Raw genomic sequence first — 14,691 nt, 5'->3', positions numbered from 1 at the left:
CCCGCTCAGATCGGGGCGACGGGCTCGACGACGACCTCCGAGGGGAGGCCGAGGAACGCGTCGACCTCGGCGAGCCGTTCGTCGAGCGAGCGGCGTTCGGCGCGCGAGAACGCGCGCCACGGCACCACCCGCAGCGTGACCCGCGAGCCCTGCACGACCGGGGCCCAGCGCCCGACCATGGTGCCGCCGACGAGCATCGCGTGCAGCGGGAACTCGGGGATGATCGGCGCGGCGATGCCCGGCGGCTGCAGGTAGGCGCGCGGCATCGCGTAGCCCATCACGTACTCGTCGTAGCCCTGCAGCAGGTCGACGCGCGCCGGGTCGTCGTCGACCGCCGTGCGCTCGTCGCCGCGCGACGACCAGGCGGCCCCGACGGCCGCGTCGTGCCAGAGCTCGGCCTCGTCGGGGTCGTCGAGCTGCTCGACGCGGCCGTCGGTGCGCGCGGATGCCTCGACGAGCGCGGCACGGACGTCGCGCAGCGTGAACCCCGACCAGGTCGCGAGGTCGCGCGTCGTCGCCGGGCCGCGCGTGAGCAGCGCGCGCTCGACGAGCTCGGCGAGCGCCTCCTCCCTCGGGCGCGGCGGGGCGGCGGGCACCCGCTCGTCGAACGCCGCGTAGCTGCGCTGCCTGCCGACGCTCGCTCCCGAGATCGCGACGAGTTCGAGCTCGGCGAGGAGCAGCACGAACATCAGCCCCTCCTTCGGGAGGCCGGCGTCGACGAGCGCCGCGCCGAGCCGGTCGCGGGTGCGATGGCCCGCCGCGAGCTCGCGCGCGACGACGTCGACGGCGCGGCGCCCTGCCGCGCCGTCCCATCCGGCCTTGCGGATCGTCCCCGCCATCTGCTGCCGCACGCGCGGGGCCGAGAGCTCGAGCAGCCACCGGGCGTCGGCGGGCACCACGAAGTGCCAGGTGGGCCGCAGCACGTGCGTGCGGAGGATCGCGCCGTCGTCGATGCGGGCGGCGACGGTCGCGGCATCGGGTCGGGCGGGCGCGGGCAGCCGCTGCGCGAGGCCCCACTGGGCGGGCAGGTACTCCTGCGCCTGCACCGCGAGTGCTCGGGCCACGACGCCGTCGGGTGCGACGGGCGGCACCGCCCACGCGGCATCCGGGGCGTTCGGAGCCGCGTCGCCCGGAACCGGGCCGCGCAGCCCCTGCGCGAACAGCCGGCGCGATCGGAGCTCTGCGGCGTCCACCTACGAGACGTCCCTCCGCCAGGTCGTGGCCGCGCCGATCGCCGTCGTCACGAGCGCGATCCCGAGCAGCACGAGCCCGCCCTGCCACCACTCGAGCGTCTCGGCGGCGCCGAACGCGGCGACCGTGTAGAACGAGGCGCCCACGAGCGCGTCGCTCGCCGCGCCCGGCAGGTACCGGCCGACGGTCGCGGTGACGTCGTTGAGCGACGCGGCGAAGCGCAGGATCGGCTCGAGGAACTGGGTGAACGCGATGACGATCACGACCGCGGCGACCTGGTTCGTCACGAGCACGCCGAGCCCCACGCCGATGCCGCCCCAGAGCGCCATCGCGAGCACGCCCCGGCCGATGAGCGCCCAGGTGTCGCTCGAGTCGAGCGCGGTCTCGAGGCCGAAGCCCGCGAGGGCCGCCGCCGCCGAGCCGACCGACACCGCGTAGCCGATCACGCCGAGCACGGCGCCCGCGACGAGCTGCGAGACGAGCTTGGCCGACAGCACGACGGTGCGGTGCGGCTCGGCGAGGAAGGTCGGCGTGAGGGTCTTGTGCCGGAACTCGCTCGTCACCGCGAGCGCGCCGAGGAGCAGCGGGAACACGTAGCCGATGCTCGAGGCGAAGCTGTAGAGCAGCGGGGCGAGCTCGACGTCGGCGGGCAGCGGGGCGCCGCCGGACTCCGCCGCGGCCTCGGGGTTCGCGCCGAGCCAGCTGAACAGGGCGCCGAGGCCGCCCGCCATGAACGCGACGTACGCGGCCAGGAGGATCGCGAGCAGCCACCACATGCGGGTGGTCAGGAGTTTCTGGAACTCGGCGCCGAGCGCGCGGAAGAAGCTCATCGTGCGCCCTCCTCGCCCGTGGTGGACTCCCCGGCGGGAGGCTCGCCGGCGGGAGGCTCGTCGGGCGGTGGTGCCGCCTCGTCCGCGGCGGGCGCCTCGTCGGTCGCGTCGGTCGCCGCCCCGCCCGTCGCCTGGTCCGCGAGCGCCTCCTCCTCGGGGGAGTCGCCGACGAGCGAGAGGAACGACTCTTCGAGCCCCGACTTCAGCCGGTGCAGCGCGCTGAGCTCGACGCCGCCGAGGAAGGCCGCATGGCCCACCCGCCCGGGGTCGGGCTCATCGACGATGAACCCGCTGCGGCCCGCGTCGTACTCGAGGCCGGCCGAGTCGAGGGCCGTCGCGAGCGCCTGCCGGTCGGGCGAGTCGACGATCGTGCGCGGGGCGGCGTCGAGCTCGAGGCTCGCGAGCGTGCCGCGCTTCACGAGTCGCCCGCGCGAGATGATGACGACCTCGTCGACGGACTGCTGCACCTCGCTGAGGAGGTGCGAGGAGACGAGCACCGTGCGGCCCTCGCGGGCGAGCGTCTGCAGGAACACGCGGATCCAGCGGATGCCCTCGGGGTCGAGGCCGTTGATCGGCTCGTCGAGCACGAAGACGCCCGGGTCGCCGAGCAGCGTGTACGCGAGGGCGAGGCGCTGGCGCATCCCGAGCGAGTAGCCGCCGACGCGCCGGTCGGCGAACTCGGCGAGGCCGACCTGCTCGAGCACCACCGGCACCCGTGACGAGGGGATGCCGGCGGCGGTGGCGTACACCCGCAGGTGGTTGCGCGCGGTGCGCCCCGGGTGGAAGTTCGCGTCGAGCGCCGCACCGACCGTCTCGAGCGGGCGCGGCAGTGCGCGATACGGCGTGCCGCCGAAGGTCGCCGTGCCGCTCGACGCGCGGACGAGCCCGAGCAGCACCCGCAGCGTCGTCGTCTTGCCCGCGCCGTTCGGCCCGAGGAACCCGGTGACCCTCCCCGGCTCGACCGTGAAGCTGAGGTCGTCGACGGCGGTGACCGCGCCGAAGTGCTTGCTGAGCCCCGTGATCTCGATGGGGATGCCGTCGGCCATGCGCGCTCCTCACGTCGGGGGCCGTCGTGAGCCGCAGGTGGGCCGCGCCCCCGCACGACCCGTGTACGCGGCCGAGGCCCCGGACATGCTCACCCTAGCGAGATCGGGGGGCGCGAGGCATCCGTCTCGTGGGGGATTCGCAGATCAGCGCGGGGAATCCGCAGCCGCTCAGTTCAGCGGGCGGATGCCGTCGGGCAGCACGCCGCCGGCGTACAGGCTCGACGCGAGATCCTGCAGGGCGCCGAGCGCGACCCGCTGCGTCGTCGGCCCGTACGAGAGCCGGGCGACGCCGAGCGCCTCGAGACGGGCCGGTGCGGGGATGCCCGGCAGCCCGATGAGCGACAGCTTCTGTTCGCCGATGCCGGCGACGATCTCCTCGATCTCGGGCTCGCCGAACACGCCCGGCACGAACACGCTCGTCGCGCCGGCGTCGAGGAACGCGCGGCCGCGCTCGATCACGTCGGCGATCCACACCTCTCGGGGCCGGTCGTGGCCCCGGAGCCAGGCGTCGGTGCGGGCGTTCAGGGCGAACGGCACGCCCTCGGCCACGGCGGCGGCGACGGCCGCCTCGACCGCCGCGACCGACTCGGCGAGCGGCTGCAGGCGGTCTTCGATGTTCGCGCCGACGATGCCCTCGCCGATCGCGCGGCGGACGGTCTCGCCCGGGGCGCCGTAGCCGTCGTCGAGGTCGGCGCTCACCGGCACCTCGACCGCGCGGGCGATGCGACCGGCCATGTCGAGCATGAGGTCGACGGGGATCTCGCCGTCGGGGAAGCCGAACGAGGCGGCGATCGAGTGCCCGGCCGTCGCGATGGCGCGGGTCTCGGGCAGGGCGGCGACGGCTCGGGCGCTCACCACGTCCCACACGTTGACGACTTGGAGGAGCTCGGGGGCGGAGTGCAGGCGGCGGAGTTCGGCGGCGGTCTCGGCGAGGGTCATGCCCTCAGCGTATGACGCCGCGACGTCACCGCGAAGGGCGGGGCGCGCTCACGTCCGGAACCCGCGGGCGTCAGCCGAGCGCCGCCGCCAACCCGTCGAGCAGCCGATCGACGTCCTCGGCGTCGGTGTAGGGCGCGAGCCCCACCCGCAGGCCGCCGAGGTCGCCGAGCCCGAGACGGCGCGACGCCTCGAGCGCGTAGAAGTTGCCGCTGGGTGCGAGCACCTTGCGTTCCGCGAGTCGCCGCGTGACCTCGGAGGCCTCGTGGCCGGCGAACGTCACGAGCAGCGTCGGCGTGCGGCGAGTCGCCCGCGACCAGAGGGTCGCGCCGGGCAGTTCGGCGAGCCCGGCCTCGATGCGGGCGCGCAGGCGCTCCTCGTGCTCGTGGAGGGCGGCGTACGAGGCGGTGAGCCGTGCGCGGCGCGTGGCCTGGGCATCCGATTCGCCGGCGTGCTCGCCCGGCGACTCCGCGAGCCCGGCGAGCACGTCGACGGCCGCGGTCACGCCGGCGAGCAGTTCGTAGGGAAGCGTGCCGTACTCGAAGCGCTCGGGCACGGCGTTCGTCGCGGGCAGCAGCTTGTCGGGCATGAGCGTCTCGAGCAGGCCGGGGTCGGCCGCGAGCACCCCGCAGTGCGGGCCGAGGAACTTGTACGGCGAGCAGGTGAAGAAGTCGGCGCCGAGGGCGCCCACGTCGGGCAGTTCGTGCGCGGTGAAGTGCACGCCGTCGACGTAGAGGAGGGCACCGACGGCGTGCACCGACGCGGCGATCGCGGCGACGTCGGGCATCGTGCCGATGAGGTTCGAGGCCGCGGTCACGGCGACGAGGCGGGTGCGATCGGAGAGGGCGGCCTCGACCGCCTCGGTCGCGAGCTCACCGGTCGCCGGATCGAAGTCGACCCAGCGCACCGCGGCGCCCACGCGTTCGGCCGCCTGCACCCAGGGGCGCACGTTCGAGTCGTGGTCGAGGCGCGTGACGACGACCTCGTCGCCGTGGGCCCACCCCCGTGAGAGCAGGCGGGAGACGTCGTAGGCGAGCTGCGTCGCACTGCGGCCGTGCACGATGCCCCGAGGGTCGCCGCCCACGAGGTCGGCCATCGCGAGACGGAACCCCTGGACGGCCTCCTCGGCGCGCTGCTCGGATTCACCGAGGGTGCCGCGGTTCGAGAGCGGGCCGGTGAGCACGGATGCGACCGCCTCGCCCACTGCGCGCGGCGTCTGGGTGCCGCCGGGGCCGTCGAACTGGGCCCACCCGCTCTCGAGGGAGGGGAAGGCGGAGCGGATGCGAGCGACGTCGTAGTCCATGTGCCGAGCCTAGAGCGGGGTTCGCACGAACCGCGCGCGATTCGATTCCGCCCCGCCTCTGAGGGGCGGGGCGGGCGAATCTGAGGGTCGGCACCGGATGCCACGGCCACCCCCATCCGGCACGCTCGGAGGCGAGCGGAAGGAGGCGCCATGGATCGCGTCATCGTGGCGATCGTGATCGTCGCAGGATACGCGGCACTCGCGTTCGCAGGCCCCGATGAGCCGGTCGAGCCCACCTCGACGCGGGCGGCCGTCACGGTCGGCATCGTGGAGTAGGCGCGGGCGCCGGTTCGGGAGGCTGCGTCGGGTGCGCCTCGGTCAGTGAGGCGCGTGGTACTCGGCGTCGCCCCGGCGCCAGTATCCCTTGACGATCGCGCGTTCGGCGTCGAGGCCCCAGCGCTCGAGCAGCGCCCGCCCCGGCTTCACGACGGCCTGCTCGGCCGCGACGAAGGCGAAGACGTCGCCCGACGGTCGGTCCTCGGCCGTGAGCGCGTCGAGCCGGTCGATGAGGGCGGCCGACGGGCTGCCGTCGGCGCGTCGCAGCCACTCGACGCGCACGCTCTCGGGTGTCTCGAGGGCGTAGTCGTCGCCGGCCCCGCTCGCCTCGATGATGACGAGCCCCCGCGCGCCACGTGGCATCCGGCCCGCGAGACGGCGGATCGCGGGCAGCGACGTCTCGTCGCCCGCGAGCAGCCAGCCCTCGGGCACGCCTTCGATGACGAGCGACCCCCGCGGGCCGCCGACGCCGACGGAGGCGCCGATCGGGGCGTCGGCCGCCCAGCGCCCCGCGACGCCCTCGTCGCCGTGCACGAGGAACTCGAGTTCGAGGGTGCCGGCGGCGGCGTCCCAGGCGAGCGGCGTGTACTCGCGACTCGGTGCGGCTCGCAGCTCGTCCACGGAGAGCGCGGCGGCCTCGGTGCCCCGGGCGGGGAAGAACACGCGGATGTGGTCGTCGGAGCCCGGCGAGTCGAAGCCGACGAGGGCTTCGCCCTCGAGCCGCACGCGCACGTAGTCGGCGGTGAGGAAGCGGCGCGAGGCGAGCCTGGCGGGGCGGAAGACGAGCTCGTTCGAGCGACGGGCGAGGGCGAAGGCGGTCATCGGGTCTCACTTCTGGTCGGGACCGGTCTGGCCGGTTCGGGGGTGGTCGGTTCGGGTCTGCCGAGATCGGTTCGGATCGGATCGGCCGACATCGGAGCGGGCCGGTAGTACACCGCGAGGCGCTGCCCCGAGTGCTCCACGACGTCGACGGGGGTGTCGAAGACGCGCGACAGGACCTCGCCGCGCATGATCTCGTCGGGCATGCCCGAGGCGACGATCCGCCCGTCGGCGAGGGCGATGATGCGGTCGGCGTACGCCGAGGCGAAGTTGACGTCGTGCACGACGAGCACGATCGTCTTGCCGAGCACGTCGGCCGCATCGCGCAGCTGCTGCATCATCGAGGCCGCGTGGCGCATGTCGAGGTTCGAGAGCGGTTCGTCGAGCAGCACCGCCTCGGTGTCCTGCGCGAGCACCATCGCGACGAAGGCGCGCTGGCGCTGCCCGCCCGAGAGCTCGTCGAGGAATCGGTGCTCGAGATGCGCGAGGTCGAGGAACGCGATCGCCTCGTCGACCGCCGCGTGGTCGGATGCCGCGAGCCGCCCCTGCGAGTGGGGGAAGCGCCCGAACGCGACGAGCTGGCGCACCGTGAGCCTGGCGACGAAGTGGTTCTCCTGCTTCAGGATCGAGACGACCTTCGCGAGCTCGCGCGGCTTCGCCGTCGCGACGTCGAGCCCGCCGATGCGCACGGCGCCCGCGTCGGCGCCGAGCAGCCGCCCGATGATCGTGAGCATCGTCGACTTGCCGGCGCCGTTGGGGCCGACGAGCGCGGTGATGCCGCCGCGCGCGATCTCGAGGTCGATCGGGCCGAGGGCGCGGGTGCCCCCATAGCCCTTCGCGACGGCGTCGAGGGTGATCATGGGCCCGGTGCTCATCTGAGCCCCTTTCGCAGGATGACGACGAGGAAGGCGATGCCGCCGACGAACTCGATGACGACGGTGACGAGCCCGGCGGCGTAGAACACGTGCTGCAGCACGAAGTAGGCGCCGGTGAGGGCGGCGAGCCCGATGAGCACGGCCAGCGGCAGCACCACGCCGTGCCGGTCGGAGCGCACGAACTGGTAGGTCAGCGTCGCCACGAGGAACCCGAAGAAGGTCATCGGCCCGATCATCGTCGTCGAGATCGCGATGAGCGCCGCTACGACGACCAGGAGCCCGACGACCTCGCGGCGGTACGCGATGCCGAGGTTGACCGCCGCATCGCGCCCGAGCGCGAGCACGTCGAGCCGGCGGCGCCGCCGCCACACCAGGGCCGCGATCGCCGCGACGACGAGGGCCGCCCACGGCAGCACCTCGGGGTTCGCGTTGCCGATCGAGCCGTGCAGCCGCGAGGCGAGCACGTCGAACTCGCTCGGCGTGAGCAGGCGCTGCAGGAACGTCGAGACCGAGCCGAAGCCGACGCCGAGCACGACGCCGACGAGGAGGAGCACGTGCAGGTTCTGCCGCCGCCCCGAGAAGAGCCAGCCGTAGAGCAGCGTCGCGAAGAGCATCATCGCGAGGCTCTGCACGACGATCTTCGCGGGGCCCTCGACCTGCGTCGCGGCCATGCCGAAGGCGAAGACGAGCGCGGTCTGCATGAGCGTGTAGAGCGCGTCGAAGCCGAGGATCGACGGGGTCAGGATGCGGTTGCCGGTCGCCGTGTGGAACAGCACCGTCGCCATCGCCTGACAGACCGCGACGAGCGCGATCGTCGCGACGGCGACGGCCCGCGACTCGACGATGAGCCAGAATCCCGGCAGCCCGTACGGCACCGGGTTGTCCCAGACGAGGATGCCGACGGCGAAGACGACCGCCGCGGCGCCTGCGATGATCGCCCCGAGATGGCGGGGATGCCTCGTGCGGGCCTCGGTGCGTGGCATCCGCGCCGTTCTGCTCAGGAGCTCAGCCACGCGGCCTCCGCAGGAGCAGCGCGATGAAGACGGCGCTGCCGACGACGCCGAGCACCATCGACACGGGGATCTCGAACGGCATGCGGATCGTGCGGCCGATGAGGTCGCACACGGTGACGAGGGCGACGCCGCCGACGCAGACCCACGGCAGGTTGCCGCGCAGGTCGTCGCCGCGGATCATCGACACGACGTTCGGCACGACGAGCCCGAGGAAGGGCAGGAAGCCCACGACGACCGTGGTGACGCCGGTCGCGACCGCGACGAGCGAGGTGCCGACGACGAGCACGGCCTCGTAGCGCACGCCGACGGTCGTCGCGACGTCCTTGCCGAGCCCCGCGACGGTGAGGCGGTCGGCGACGAGGAAGATCACGAACGTCACGATGGCGACCACCCAGAGCACCTCGTAGCGGCCGCGCACGACGCTCGTGAAGCTGCCCATGAACCAGGTGCCGAGCATCTGCAGCGAGTTCGTCGACGCCGCGAGGTAGGTGGTGAACGCGCTCACGACCGCGCCGAGCATGATGCCGATGAGCGGCACCACGAGGGTCGTGCGGATGGCGACCCGGCGGAGGATCGCGAGGAAGGCGAGGGTGCCGGCGAAGGCGGCGAGGCTCGCGGCGATCATCTGCGCCTCGAGGCCGGCGCCCGGGACGAGCAGTACCGTGAGCAGGAGGCCCAGTGCCGCCCATTCGGTCGTGCCCGCGGTCGTGGCATCCACGAAGCGGTTCTGGGTGAGCATCTGCATGACGAGGCCGCTGACGGCGATCGCGCAGCCCGAGAGCATCAACGCGATGGTGCGGGGCACGCGGGTGATCGCGAACATCTCGGCGCCGTCCGCGCCGCCGACGACGTCGTAGACGCCCACGAAGAGGGAGAGGGCCAGGAGCCCGAGGGTGGCGAGGATCGCCAGGGGGAGCGCGGCGCGGCGCGCGCGCCCGAGGCGCGCACCCGGTCGGGTGCGCGCCTCGGGTTCGGTGGCGGATGCCACGGACTGCTGCGACACGCGAGGGCTACGCGGCGGCGCCGAAGGCCGTCGCGAGCTGCTCGTACAGCGCCGTGTACGACTGCAGGTCCTCGGTGAGGTAGAAGGCGGGGTCGACGTAGACGATCTGCCCCTCCTTCACGGCGGTGACGTTCGCGAGCGCCTCGGAGCCCTCGATGAGCTCCTTCGCGGGCACGTAGCCCTCGGCGTCGGTCATGGCGCCCTCGCGGTCCATCACGATGATCCAGTCGGGGTTCGCCGCGGCGATCGCCTCGACGCTGATGTCGTCGCCGTGCGAGGTGTCCGCCGCGGCCTGCTCGATCGCCGGGGCGAGGCCCGCGGTCGGGTAGAGCACGCCGAGGCTGCGTCCGGTCACCGGGGCGATGTACGAGATCTCGCCGCCCGAGGTGAGCAGGGTCGCCACGGTCGAGGTGCCGTCGTAGGCGCTCTCGGCCGCGGCGGTCGCCTCGTCGAAGGCGGCGATGAGCTCGGCGGCCTCGTCCTCGCGGTCGAAGATCTGGCCGAGGATCTCGATCTCGCGGGTGAGCTCGGCGTTCGGGTCCTCGCCCTCGCGCGGGGCGATCTCGATGACGGCGGCGTCGGGGTTCTGCTTCACGATCTGGTCGTACGACTCGGCGAAGCGGTAGCCGCCGATGATGAGCTCGGGCTGCGCCGCGACGATCGACTCGAGGTTCGGCTCGAAGTGGGCGCCCACGTCGAGCACCGCGTCGTCGCCCGTGTACTCGGGCCAGATGTCGGTGCCCATGATCTGCTTCGGGGCGGCCGCGAGCGGCACGTCCCATGCGGAGAGCGTCTCGAAGACGTGGTTGTCGAGGGCGACGACTCGCTCGGGGTTCACCGGCACCTCGACCTCGCCGTGGTTGTCGACGATCGTGACGGTGCCGCTCGCGGCGGCCTCGGGTTCGGCCTCGGCGGCGCTCGCGCAGCCGGCGAGTCCGAGGGCGGCGATCGTGAGGAGACCGGCGGTGGCGGTCAGCGCCGAACGGCGTCTGGGCATGGTGAACACTCGCTTTCCGTGGAGGGGAGGAGGTGCCGCGGCCGTGCGGCGACTTAGGTAACCCTAAGCAAGGTAAGGCTAACCTTAAGATCGACGGAAGGGCCAACTGAGTCTTCCTCGGCCGTCCCCGGGTAGCATTCCGGCATGGGGGAGACGTCCGAAGGGGCAGCGGCGGGTCGCAGGCCGCGCCGGTTCTCGGCGAACGCCCTCCTCGACGGGTTCTTCTTCGTCTACGCGGGCATCGCGGCCGTGTGGCTCGCCTGGCTCATCCTCGAGCAGAGCTTCGACTGGGGATGGTTCGGGCTGCTGTTCTTCGTCGCGTTCTGGCTCGTGCTCGCCTACCTCGTGCTGCCGCGCCTGCACCGCATCCTCACGACGATCTACGTGCCCGACTACTTCATCGGCCGCGCGCGCACGAGCGACGGCCTGCTCGGCGACCCCGTCAACCTCGCACTCGACGGCGAGGAGGAGCACGTGCACGCCGCCATGCGCGCCGCCGGATGGACGAGGGCCGACGACGTGACGCCCGCCTCGAGCTGGCGCATCGTCACCTCGACCATCACCCGGCGCAGCTACGACGAGGCCCCGGTCAGCCCGCTGTTCCTCTTCGGCAGGCAGCAGGACTTCGCCTACCAGCAGGAGGTGGACGACAACCCCGCGAAACGCCACCACGTGCGCTTCTGGCGCACCCCCGACGACTGGCTCCTGCCCGGCGGCCGGCGCGTCGACTGGCTCGCCGCCGGCACCTTCGACCGCGCCGTCGGCTTCTCCCTGTTCACCCTCCAGGTCACGCACAAGATCGACGCCGACATCGACGTCGAGCGCGACCACATCGTCGCGACCGTGCTGGGCGCGAACCCCGCCGCCCGGCTCGACGTGCTCGACGACTTCTCGACCGGCTACCACTCGCGCAACGGCGGCGGCGACTCGATCAGCACCGACGGCGGCCTGCCGGTGCTCGACGTCGGCGAGGTCCCGCTCGCCGCGATCGAGCCGGCCCGAGAGGAGGGGGGCGCATGAGCAGCGGCAAGCGCCCGGCCTACGAGTCGCCCGGCGACCTCGCCCGGCCGATCGAGCCCGCGCGACCCTCGATGCGGCGACCCGCCGCGACCGTGTTCGGCGCCGTGCTCGTCGTGCTGCGCGTCATCGCCGGCGTCGTGTGGCTGATCGCGCTCGCCGTGCAGTGGCGGCAGGTGCTCGAGGGCGACTTCGGCATCGAGCTCGACGGCGACGTCGACGCGCAGACCCTGTCGCACGCCGGCCTCGCCGTCATCCTCGTCGGCGGCGGCATCGTGCTCGCGGTCGAGCTCGTCTTCGCGGTGCTCGTCTACCGCGGCAGCAACTGGGCGCGCATCACGGTCATGGTCTTCGCGACGATCAGCATCACCTGGTCGGCCGTCGACTACTTCGGCGGCGATGCCGAGATCACGTTGCGCACCACGCTCGTGACGCTCGCCCTCGACATCCTCGTGCTGCTCGCGCTGTCGAGCCGCAACGCGCGGGCCTACGCCCGGCGTCGCCGCTGAGTCACGCCTCGACCCGCTGCACCCGCACCTCCGCCGGCGCGGGCAGTGCCGGCTCGGGGCTGCCCGCGGCGAACATCCGCCGCACGAGCGGTCGGAACGGCTTCGACAGCATCACCCCGGTCATCGCCCGCGAGACGAGCGCACCGAGGCGGCTCGCCGGCACCATGCGCTCGATGCCGCCGCCGGGGATCTGCTTGCCCCGCTCGACGAAGGGGGCGATGTCGGCGGCGTAGCGCTCGAGCGCGGCCGGCAGCCCGGCAGGGTCGGCGGCGATCCGCCCGGCCAGCAGGTAGGCGCCGATGAGCGCCGTCGCGGTGCCCATCCCCGTCATCGGCGAGCCGCACGACGCCGCGTCGCCGAGGAGCGCGACCCGGCCCTTCACCGGGCTGTCGAGGTCGATGCGCACGAGCTCGTCGAAGTAGAAGTCGGATGCCTCGGGCATCGCGGCGAGGATCGTCTCGGCGTGCCATCCGGCGCCGTCGAGGGCCCTGCGGATGAGGGCCTCCTGCGCGGCGCGGTCGCCGCGCAGCGCGGGATCGCGGTCGGTGCGCAGCGTGAGGAGCGCCTTCGACGTCGACGGATCGAGATCGGGTCGGATGCCGAAGGTCGCGCCGGGCACGAATCGCATGGTGAGCCAGCCCGACTCGAGGTCGGTGGGCGTCGGCAGGGTGAAGAAGGCGGCGTAGCCGCCGAGAGGGTGCGCGAACCGCTCCTCGGGGCCGAAGGCGAGTCGCCGGGTCGCCGAGTGCACGCCGTCGGCGCCGACGACGAGGTCGAACGCCTCGGGCGCGGCGTGCTCGAAGCGCACCTCGACGCGGTCGGCGTGCTGCTCGACCGCGGTGAGGCGGTCGCCGTACCGCAGCTCGAGGAGCCCGGGAGCGGTGGCGGCCGCCTCGTCGAGCACCTCGCGGAGCACCGCGGCCAGGTCGCCGCGTGCGATCTCGATCTCGGCGACGGCGCCCTCGCCGTCGAAGTCCTCCATCGACATGCGGCCGAACACGCGGCCGCGACCGTCGACGTAGGCGAGCCCGAGCTCGTGCACGCGCCGCGCGTCGATGCCCGGCATGAGGCCCATCCGCTCGGCGACCTCGCGGCTCGCGCCGCGCAGGTCGACGGCCTGGCCGCCGGGCCGAGGCGACTCGGCCCGCTCGACGACGGTCGAGCGGATGCCTGCGCGCACGAGCTGGAGGGCGAGGGCGAGGCCGGCGATGCCGGCGCCGGAGATCAGGACGCGGGGTGCGGAGGTGGTGGTCATCGTCGTGCTCCTTCATCGATTGAGACATTTGTCTGACACGAATGTTCTACACCCGATTCAGACGATTGTCTAATACAAATGTCTGAATCGTTGGGTACGATGGCGGCATGGGCAATCGTGAAGACCTCCTCGCGGGGGCGCGGAAGGTGATCCTCGAGCGCGGCGTCGCCAAGGCGACCGCTCGTGACATCGCGACCGAGGCCGGCGTGAGCCTCGCCGCGATCGGCTATCACTTCGGGTCGAAGGAGGAGCTCATCACCGCGGCCCTCATGGAATCGCTCGGCGACGGCATCGGCGACGGCATGGAGGCCGTCGTGGGCGAGACCGCGGAGCTGCCGCTCGTCGACGGGTTCGCCGCGCTCTGGAACCGCATGCCCGACGTCTTCGCCGCCAACCGGGAGGCGCTGCTCGCCAGCCTCGAGAACACGGTGCGGGTGCTGCGCGACCCCGAGGCGAGCCGGCACCTGGCGCAGGCCGCGGGCGAGGGCTACCGCGGCATCGCCGAGCAGCTCCGCGCCGCGCGCCCCGAGCTCTCCGTCGCGGAGGTCGACTCGGTCGCCAAGCTCGACTTCGTGCTCGTGCAGAGCCTCGGCATCCTCTGGCTCATGCACCCCGACGGGCTGCCGAGCGGCGACGAGCTCGCCCGCGCGGTCACGGTGATCGCCGGCGGGGGCGCGTCAGCCCGCTGACGCCGTCGCGTGCGCGGGGCACCGCGCCGAGCCGCACGACTCGCACAGCACGAACTCGGTGTCGCACGAGGCATCCGTGCAGTTGGCGGTGCGGTTGGTCGCGCCGCCGCAGCGCGCGCACTCGCCGATGACGGCGGCGTGGTCGCTGAAGTCGATCGAGCCGCGGCCGTCGAAGACGTAGAGCGAGCCGTTCCAGAGCCCGTCGTCGCCGAAGCGCTCGCCGTAGCGCACGATGCCGCCCTCGAGCTGGTACACCTCGCCGAAGCCGCGGCTCACCATGAGGCTCGAGAGCACCTCGCAGCGGATGCCGCCGGTGCAGTAGGTCACGACCGGGCGACCCTTGAGCTCGTCGTACTTCCCCGAATCCAGTTCGGCGACGAAGTCGCGGGTGGTCTCGACGTCGGGCACGACGGCGCCGGCGAAGCGGCCGATCGCGGCCTCGAGCGCGTTGCGCCCGTCGAAGAAGGCGACCTCGTCGCCGCGCTCGGCGACGAGCTCGTGCAGCGCTTCTGGGCTGAGCTTCGTGCCGCCGCCGACGACGCCCGCGCCGTCGACCGCGAGCTCCTCGGGCGCGCCGAACGAGACGATCTCGTCGCGCACCTTGACGCTGAGCTTCGGGAAGTCGAGGCTCGCGCCCGACTCGTCGAGGCCGGTGCCCTCGCTCCACTTGAAGTCGATGTGCTTGAACGCGGGGTAGTCGCGGGTCGCGCGCACGTATCGCTTGAGCGCGCGGAGTTCGCCGCCGAGGGTGCCGTTCAGGCCGTCCTTCGAGATGAGGATGCGCCCGCGCAGCCCGAGCGAGCCGGCGAGGTCGCGCTGCCAGAGCCGCACCGCGTCGGGGTCGGCGAGCGGCGTGAAGGCGTAGTAGAGGAGGATCTTGGCGATCGGCACCACGAGAGTCTACGAGCGGATGCTCCGCGCTCGCCGTGTGC

General features: G+C 73.1%; 16 protein-coding genes. 4 read left to right on the top strand and 12 right to left on the bottom strand.

Annotated elements, in window-relative coordinates; genetic code table 11:
* Positions 1–5: 5 nt before the first annotated feature.
* The 5 genes from ACFVSL_RS05615 to ACFVSL_RS05595 form a co-directional block, all read right to left on the bottom strand.
* Positions 6–1,193 carry a winged helix DNA-binding domain-containing protein gene (locus tag ACFVSL_RS05615; protein ID WP_386939218.1) on the bottom strand — a complete coding sequence of 396 codons (1,188 nt, stop codon included), beginning with the start codon at positions 1,191–1,193 and terminating at the stop codon, positions 6–8.
* Positions 1,194–2,021, bottom strand: coding sequence for an ABC transporter permease (locus ACFVSL_RS05610; RefSeq protein WP_386939216.1), 828 nt, complete (start codon positions 2,019–2,021; stop codon positions 1,194–1,196).
* Positions 2,018–3,067, bottom strand: coding sequence for an ATP-binding cassette domain-containing protein (locus ACFVSL_RS05605; RefSeq protein WP_386939214.1), 1,050 nt, complete (start codon positions 3,065–3,067; stop codon positions 2,018–2,020). The genes ACFVSL_RS05610 and ACFVSL_RS05605 overlap by 4 nt, the downstream gene beginning before the upstream one ends.
* Before the next feature lie 168 nt (positions 3,068–3,235).
* Positions 3,236–4,006, bottom strand: coding sequence for an isocitrate lyase/phosphoenolpyruvate mutase family protein (locus ACFVSL_RS05600; protein ID WP_386939212.1), 771 nt, complete (start codon positions 4,004–4,006; stop codon positions 3,236–3,238).
* A 70-nt stretch (positions 4,007–4,076) separates the two neighbouring features.
* Entirely contained in the window at positions 4,077–5,306 is a 1,230-nt protein-coding gene (locus ACFVSL_RS05595) for a cysteine desulfurase-like protein (RefSeq protein ID WP_386939210.1), read from the bottom strand.
* A gap of 150 nt (positions 5,307–5,456) precedes the next feature.
* Here ACFVSL_RS05595 and ACFVSL_RS05590 point away from each other — a divergent pair, with 150 nt between their 5' ends.
* Positions 5,457–5,582: a hypothetical protein gene (locus ACFVSL_RS05590; RefSeq protein WP_386939209.1), complete on the top strand. Its 126-nt coding sequence runs from the start codon at positions 5,457–5,459 to the stop codon at positions 5,580–5,582.
* 42 nt (positions 5,583–5,624) lie between these two features.
* On the opposite strand, the gene ACFVSL_RS05585 is transcribed toward ACFVSL_RS05590, so the two are convergent.
* The 5 genes from ACFVSL_RS05585 to ACFVSL_RS05565 are packed head-to-tail and all read right to left on the bottom strand — an operon-like array spanning position 5,625 to position 10,289.
* Positions 5,625–6,404 (bottom strand): siderophore-interacting protein, encoded by a 780-nt coding sequence (locus ACFVSL_RS05585; RefSeq protein WP_386939207.1) that lies wholly within the window; start codon positions 6,402–6,404, stop codon positions 5,625–5,627.
* Positions 6,401–7,261, bottom strand: coding sequence for an ABC transporter ATP-binding protein (locus ACFVSL_RS05580; RefSeq protein WP_386939332.1), 861 nt, complete (start codon positions 7,259–7,261; stop codon positions 6,401–6,403). Before ACFVSL_RS05580 ends, ACFVSL_RS05585 begins: the two co-directional genes overlap by 4 nt.
* Before the next feature lie 11 nt (positions 7,262–7,272).
* Positions 7,273–8,259 carry an iron chelate uptake ABC transporter family permease subunit gene (locus ACFVSL_RS05575; protein WP_386939206.1) on the bottom strand — a complete coding sequence of 329 codons (987 nt, stop codon included), beginning with the start codon at positions 8,257–8,259 and terminating at the stop codon, positions 7,273–7,275.
* Positions 8,260–8,281: 22 nt separating this feature from the next.
* Entirely contained in the window at positions 8,282–9,292 is a 1,011-nt protein-coding gene (locus ACFVSL_RS05570; protein WP_386939204.1) for an ABC transporter permease, read from the bottom strand.
* Positions 9,293–9,299: 7 nt separating this feature from the next.
* Positions 9,300–10,289: a siderophore ABC transporter substrate-binding protein gene (locus ACFVSL_RS05565; protein ID WP_386939202.1), complete on the bottom strand. Its 990-nt coding sequence runs from the start codon at positions 10,287–10,289 to the stop codon at positions 9,300–9,302.
* Between the two features lie 144 nt (positions 10,290–10,433).
* Between ACFVSL_RS05565 and ACFVSL_RS05560 the strand changes: the two genes are divergently transcribed.
* Together ACFVSL_RS05560 and ACFVSL_RS05555 are read left to right on the top strand one after the other, a co-directional pair.
* Positions 10,434–11,309 carry an LssY C-terminal domain-containing protein gene (locus tag ACFVSL_RS05560; RefSeq protein ID WP_386939200.1) on the top strand — a complete coding sequence of 292 codons (876 nt, stop codon included), beginning with the start codon at positions 10,434–10,436 and terminating at the stop codon, positions 11,307–11,309.
* On the top strand, positions 11,306–11,815 hold the full coding sequence (locus tag ACFVSL_RS05555) for a hypothetical protein (RefSeq protein WP_386939198.1): 510 nt from the start codon (positions 11,306–11,308) through the stop codon (positions 11,813–11,815). The genes ACFVSL_RS05560 and ACFVSL_RS05555 overlap by 4 nt, the downstream gene beginning before the upstream one ends.
* 1 nt (position 11,816) lies before the next feature.
* On the opposite strand, the gene ACFVSL_RS05550 is transcribed toward ACFVSL_RS05555, so the two are convergent.
* Positions 11,817–13,070 (bottom strand): FAD-dependent monooxygenase, encoded by a 1,254-nt coding sequence (locus ACFVSL_RS05550; protein ID WP_386939195.1) that lies wholly within the window; start codon positions 13,068–13,070, stop codon positions 11,817–11,819.
* 107 nt (positions 13,071–13,177) lie between these two features.
* On the opposite strand from ACFVSL_RS05550, the gene ACFVSL_RS05545 reads away from it, so the two are divergent.
* On the top strand, positions 13,178–13,759 hold the full coding sequence (locus ACFVSL_RS05545) for a TetR/AcrR family transcriptional regulator (RefSeq protein ID WP_386939193.1): 582 nt from the start codon (positions 13,178–13,180) through the stop codon (positions 13,757–13,759).
* On the opposite strand, the gene ACFVSL_RS05540 is transcribed toward ACFVSL_RS05545, so the two are convergent.
* Positions 13,748–14,650, bottom strand: a complete 903-nt coding sequence (locus ACFVSL_RS05540; protein ID WP_386939191.1) for a rhodanese-related sulfurtransferase — start codon at positions 14,648–14,650, stop codon at positions 13,748–13,750. The two genes, ACFVSL_RS05545 and ACFVSL_RS05540, sit on opposite strands and share 12 nt — an antisense overlap.
* Between the last annotated feature and the right edge of the window lie 41 nt (positions 14,651–14,691).

The organism is Agromyces sp. NPDC058064 (assembly GCF_042885275.1).
Taxonomy (GTDB): domain Bacteria; phylum Actinomycetota; class Actinomycetes; order Actinomycetales; family Microbacteriaceae; genus Agromyces.
This window is presented reverse-complemented; position numbering and strand designations above follow the sequence as displayed.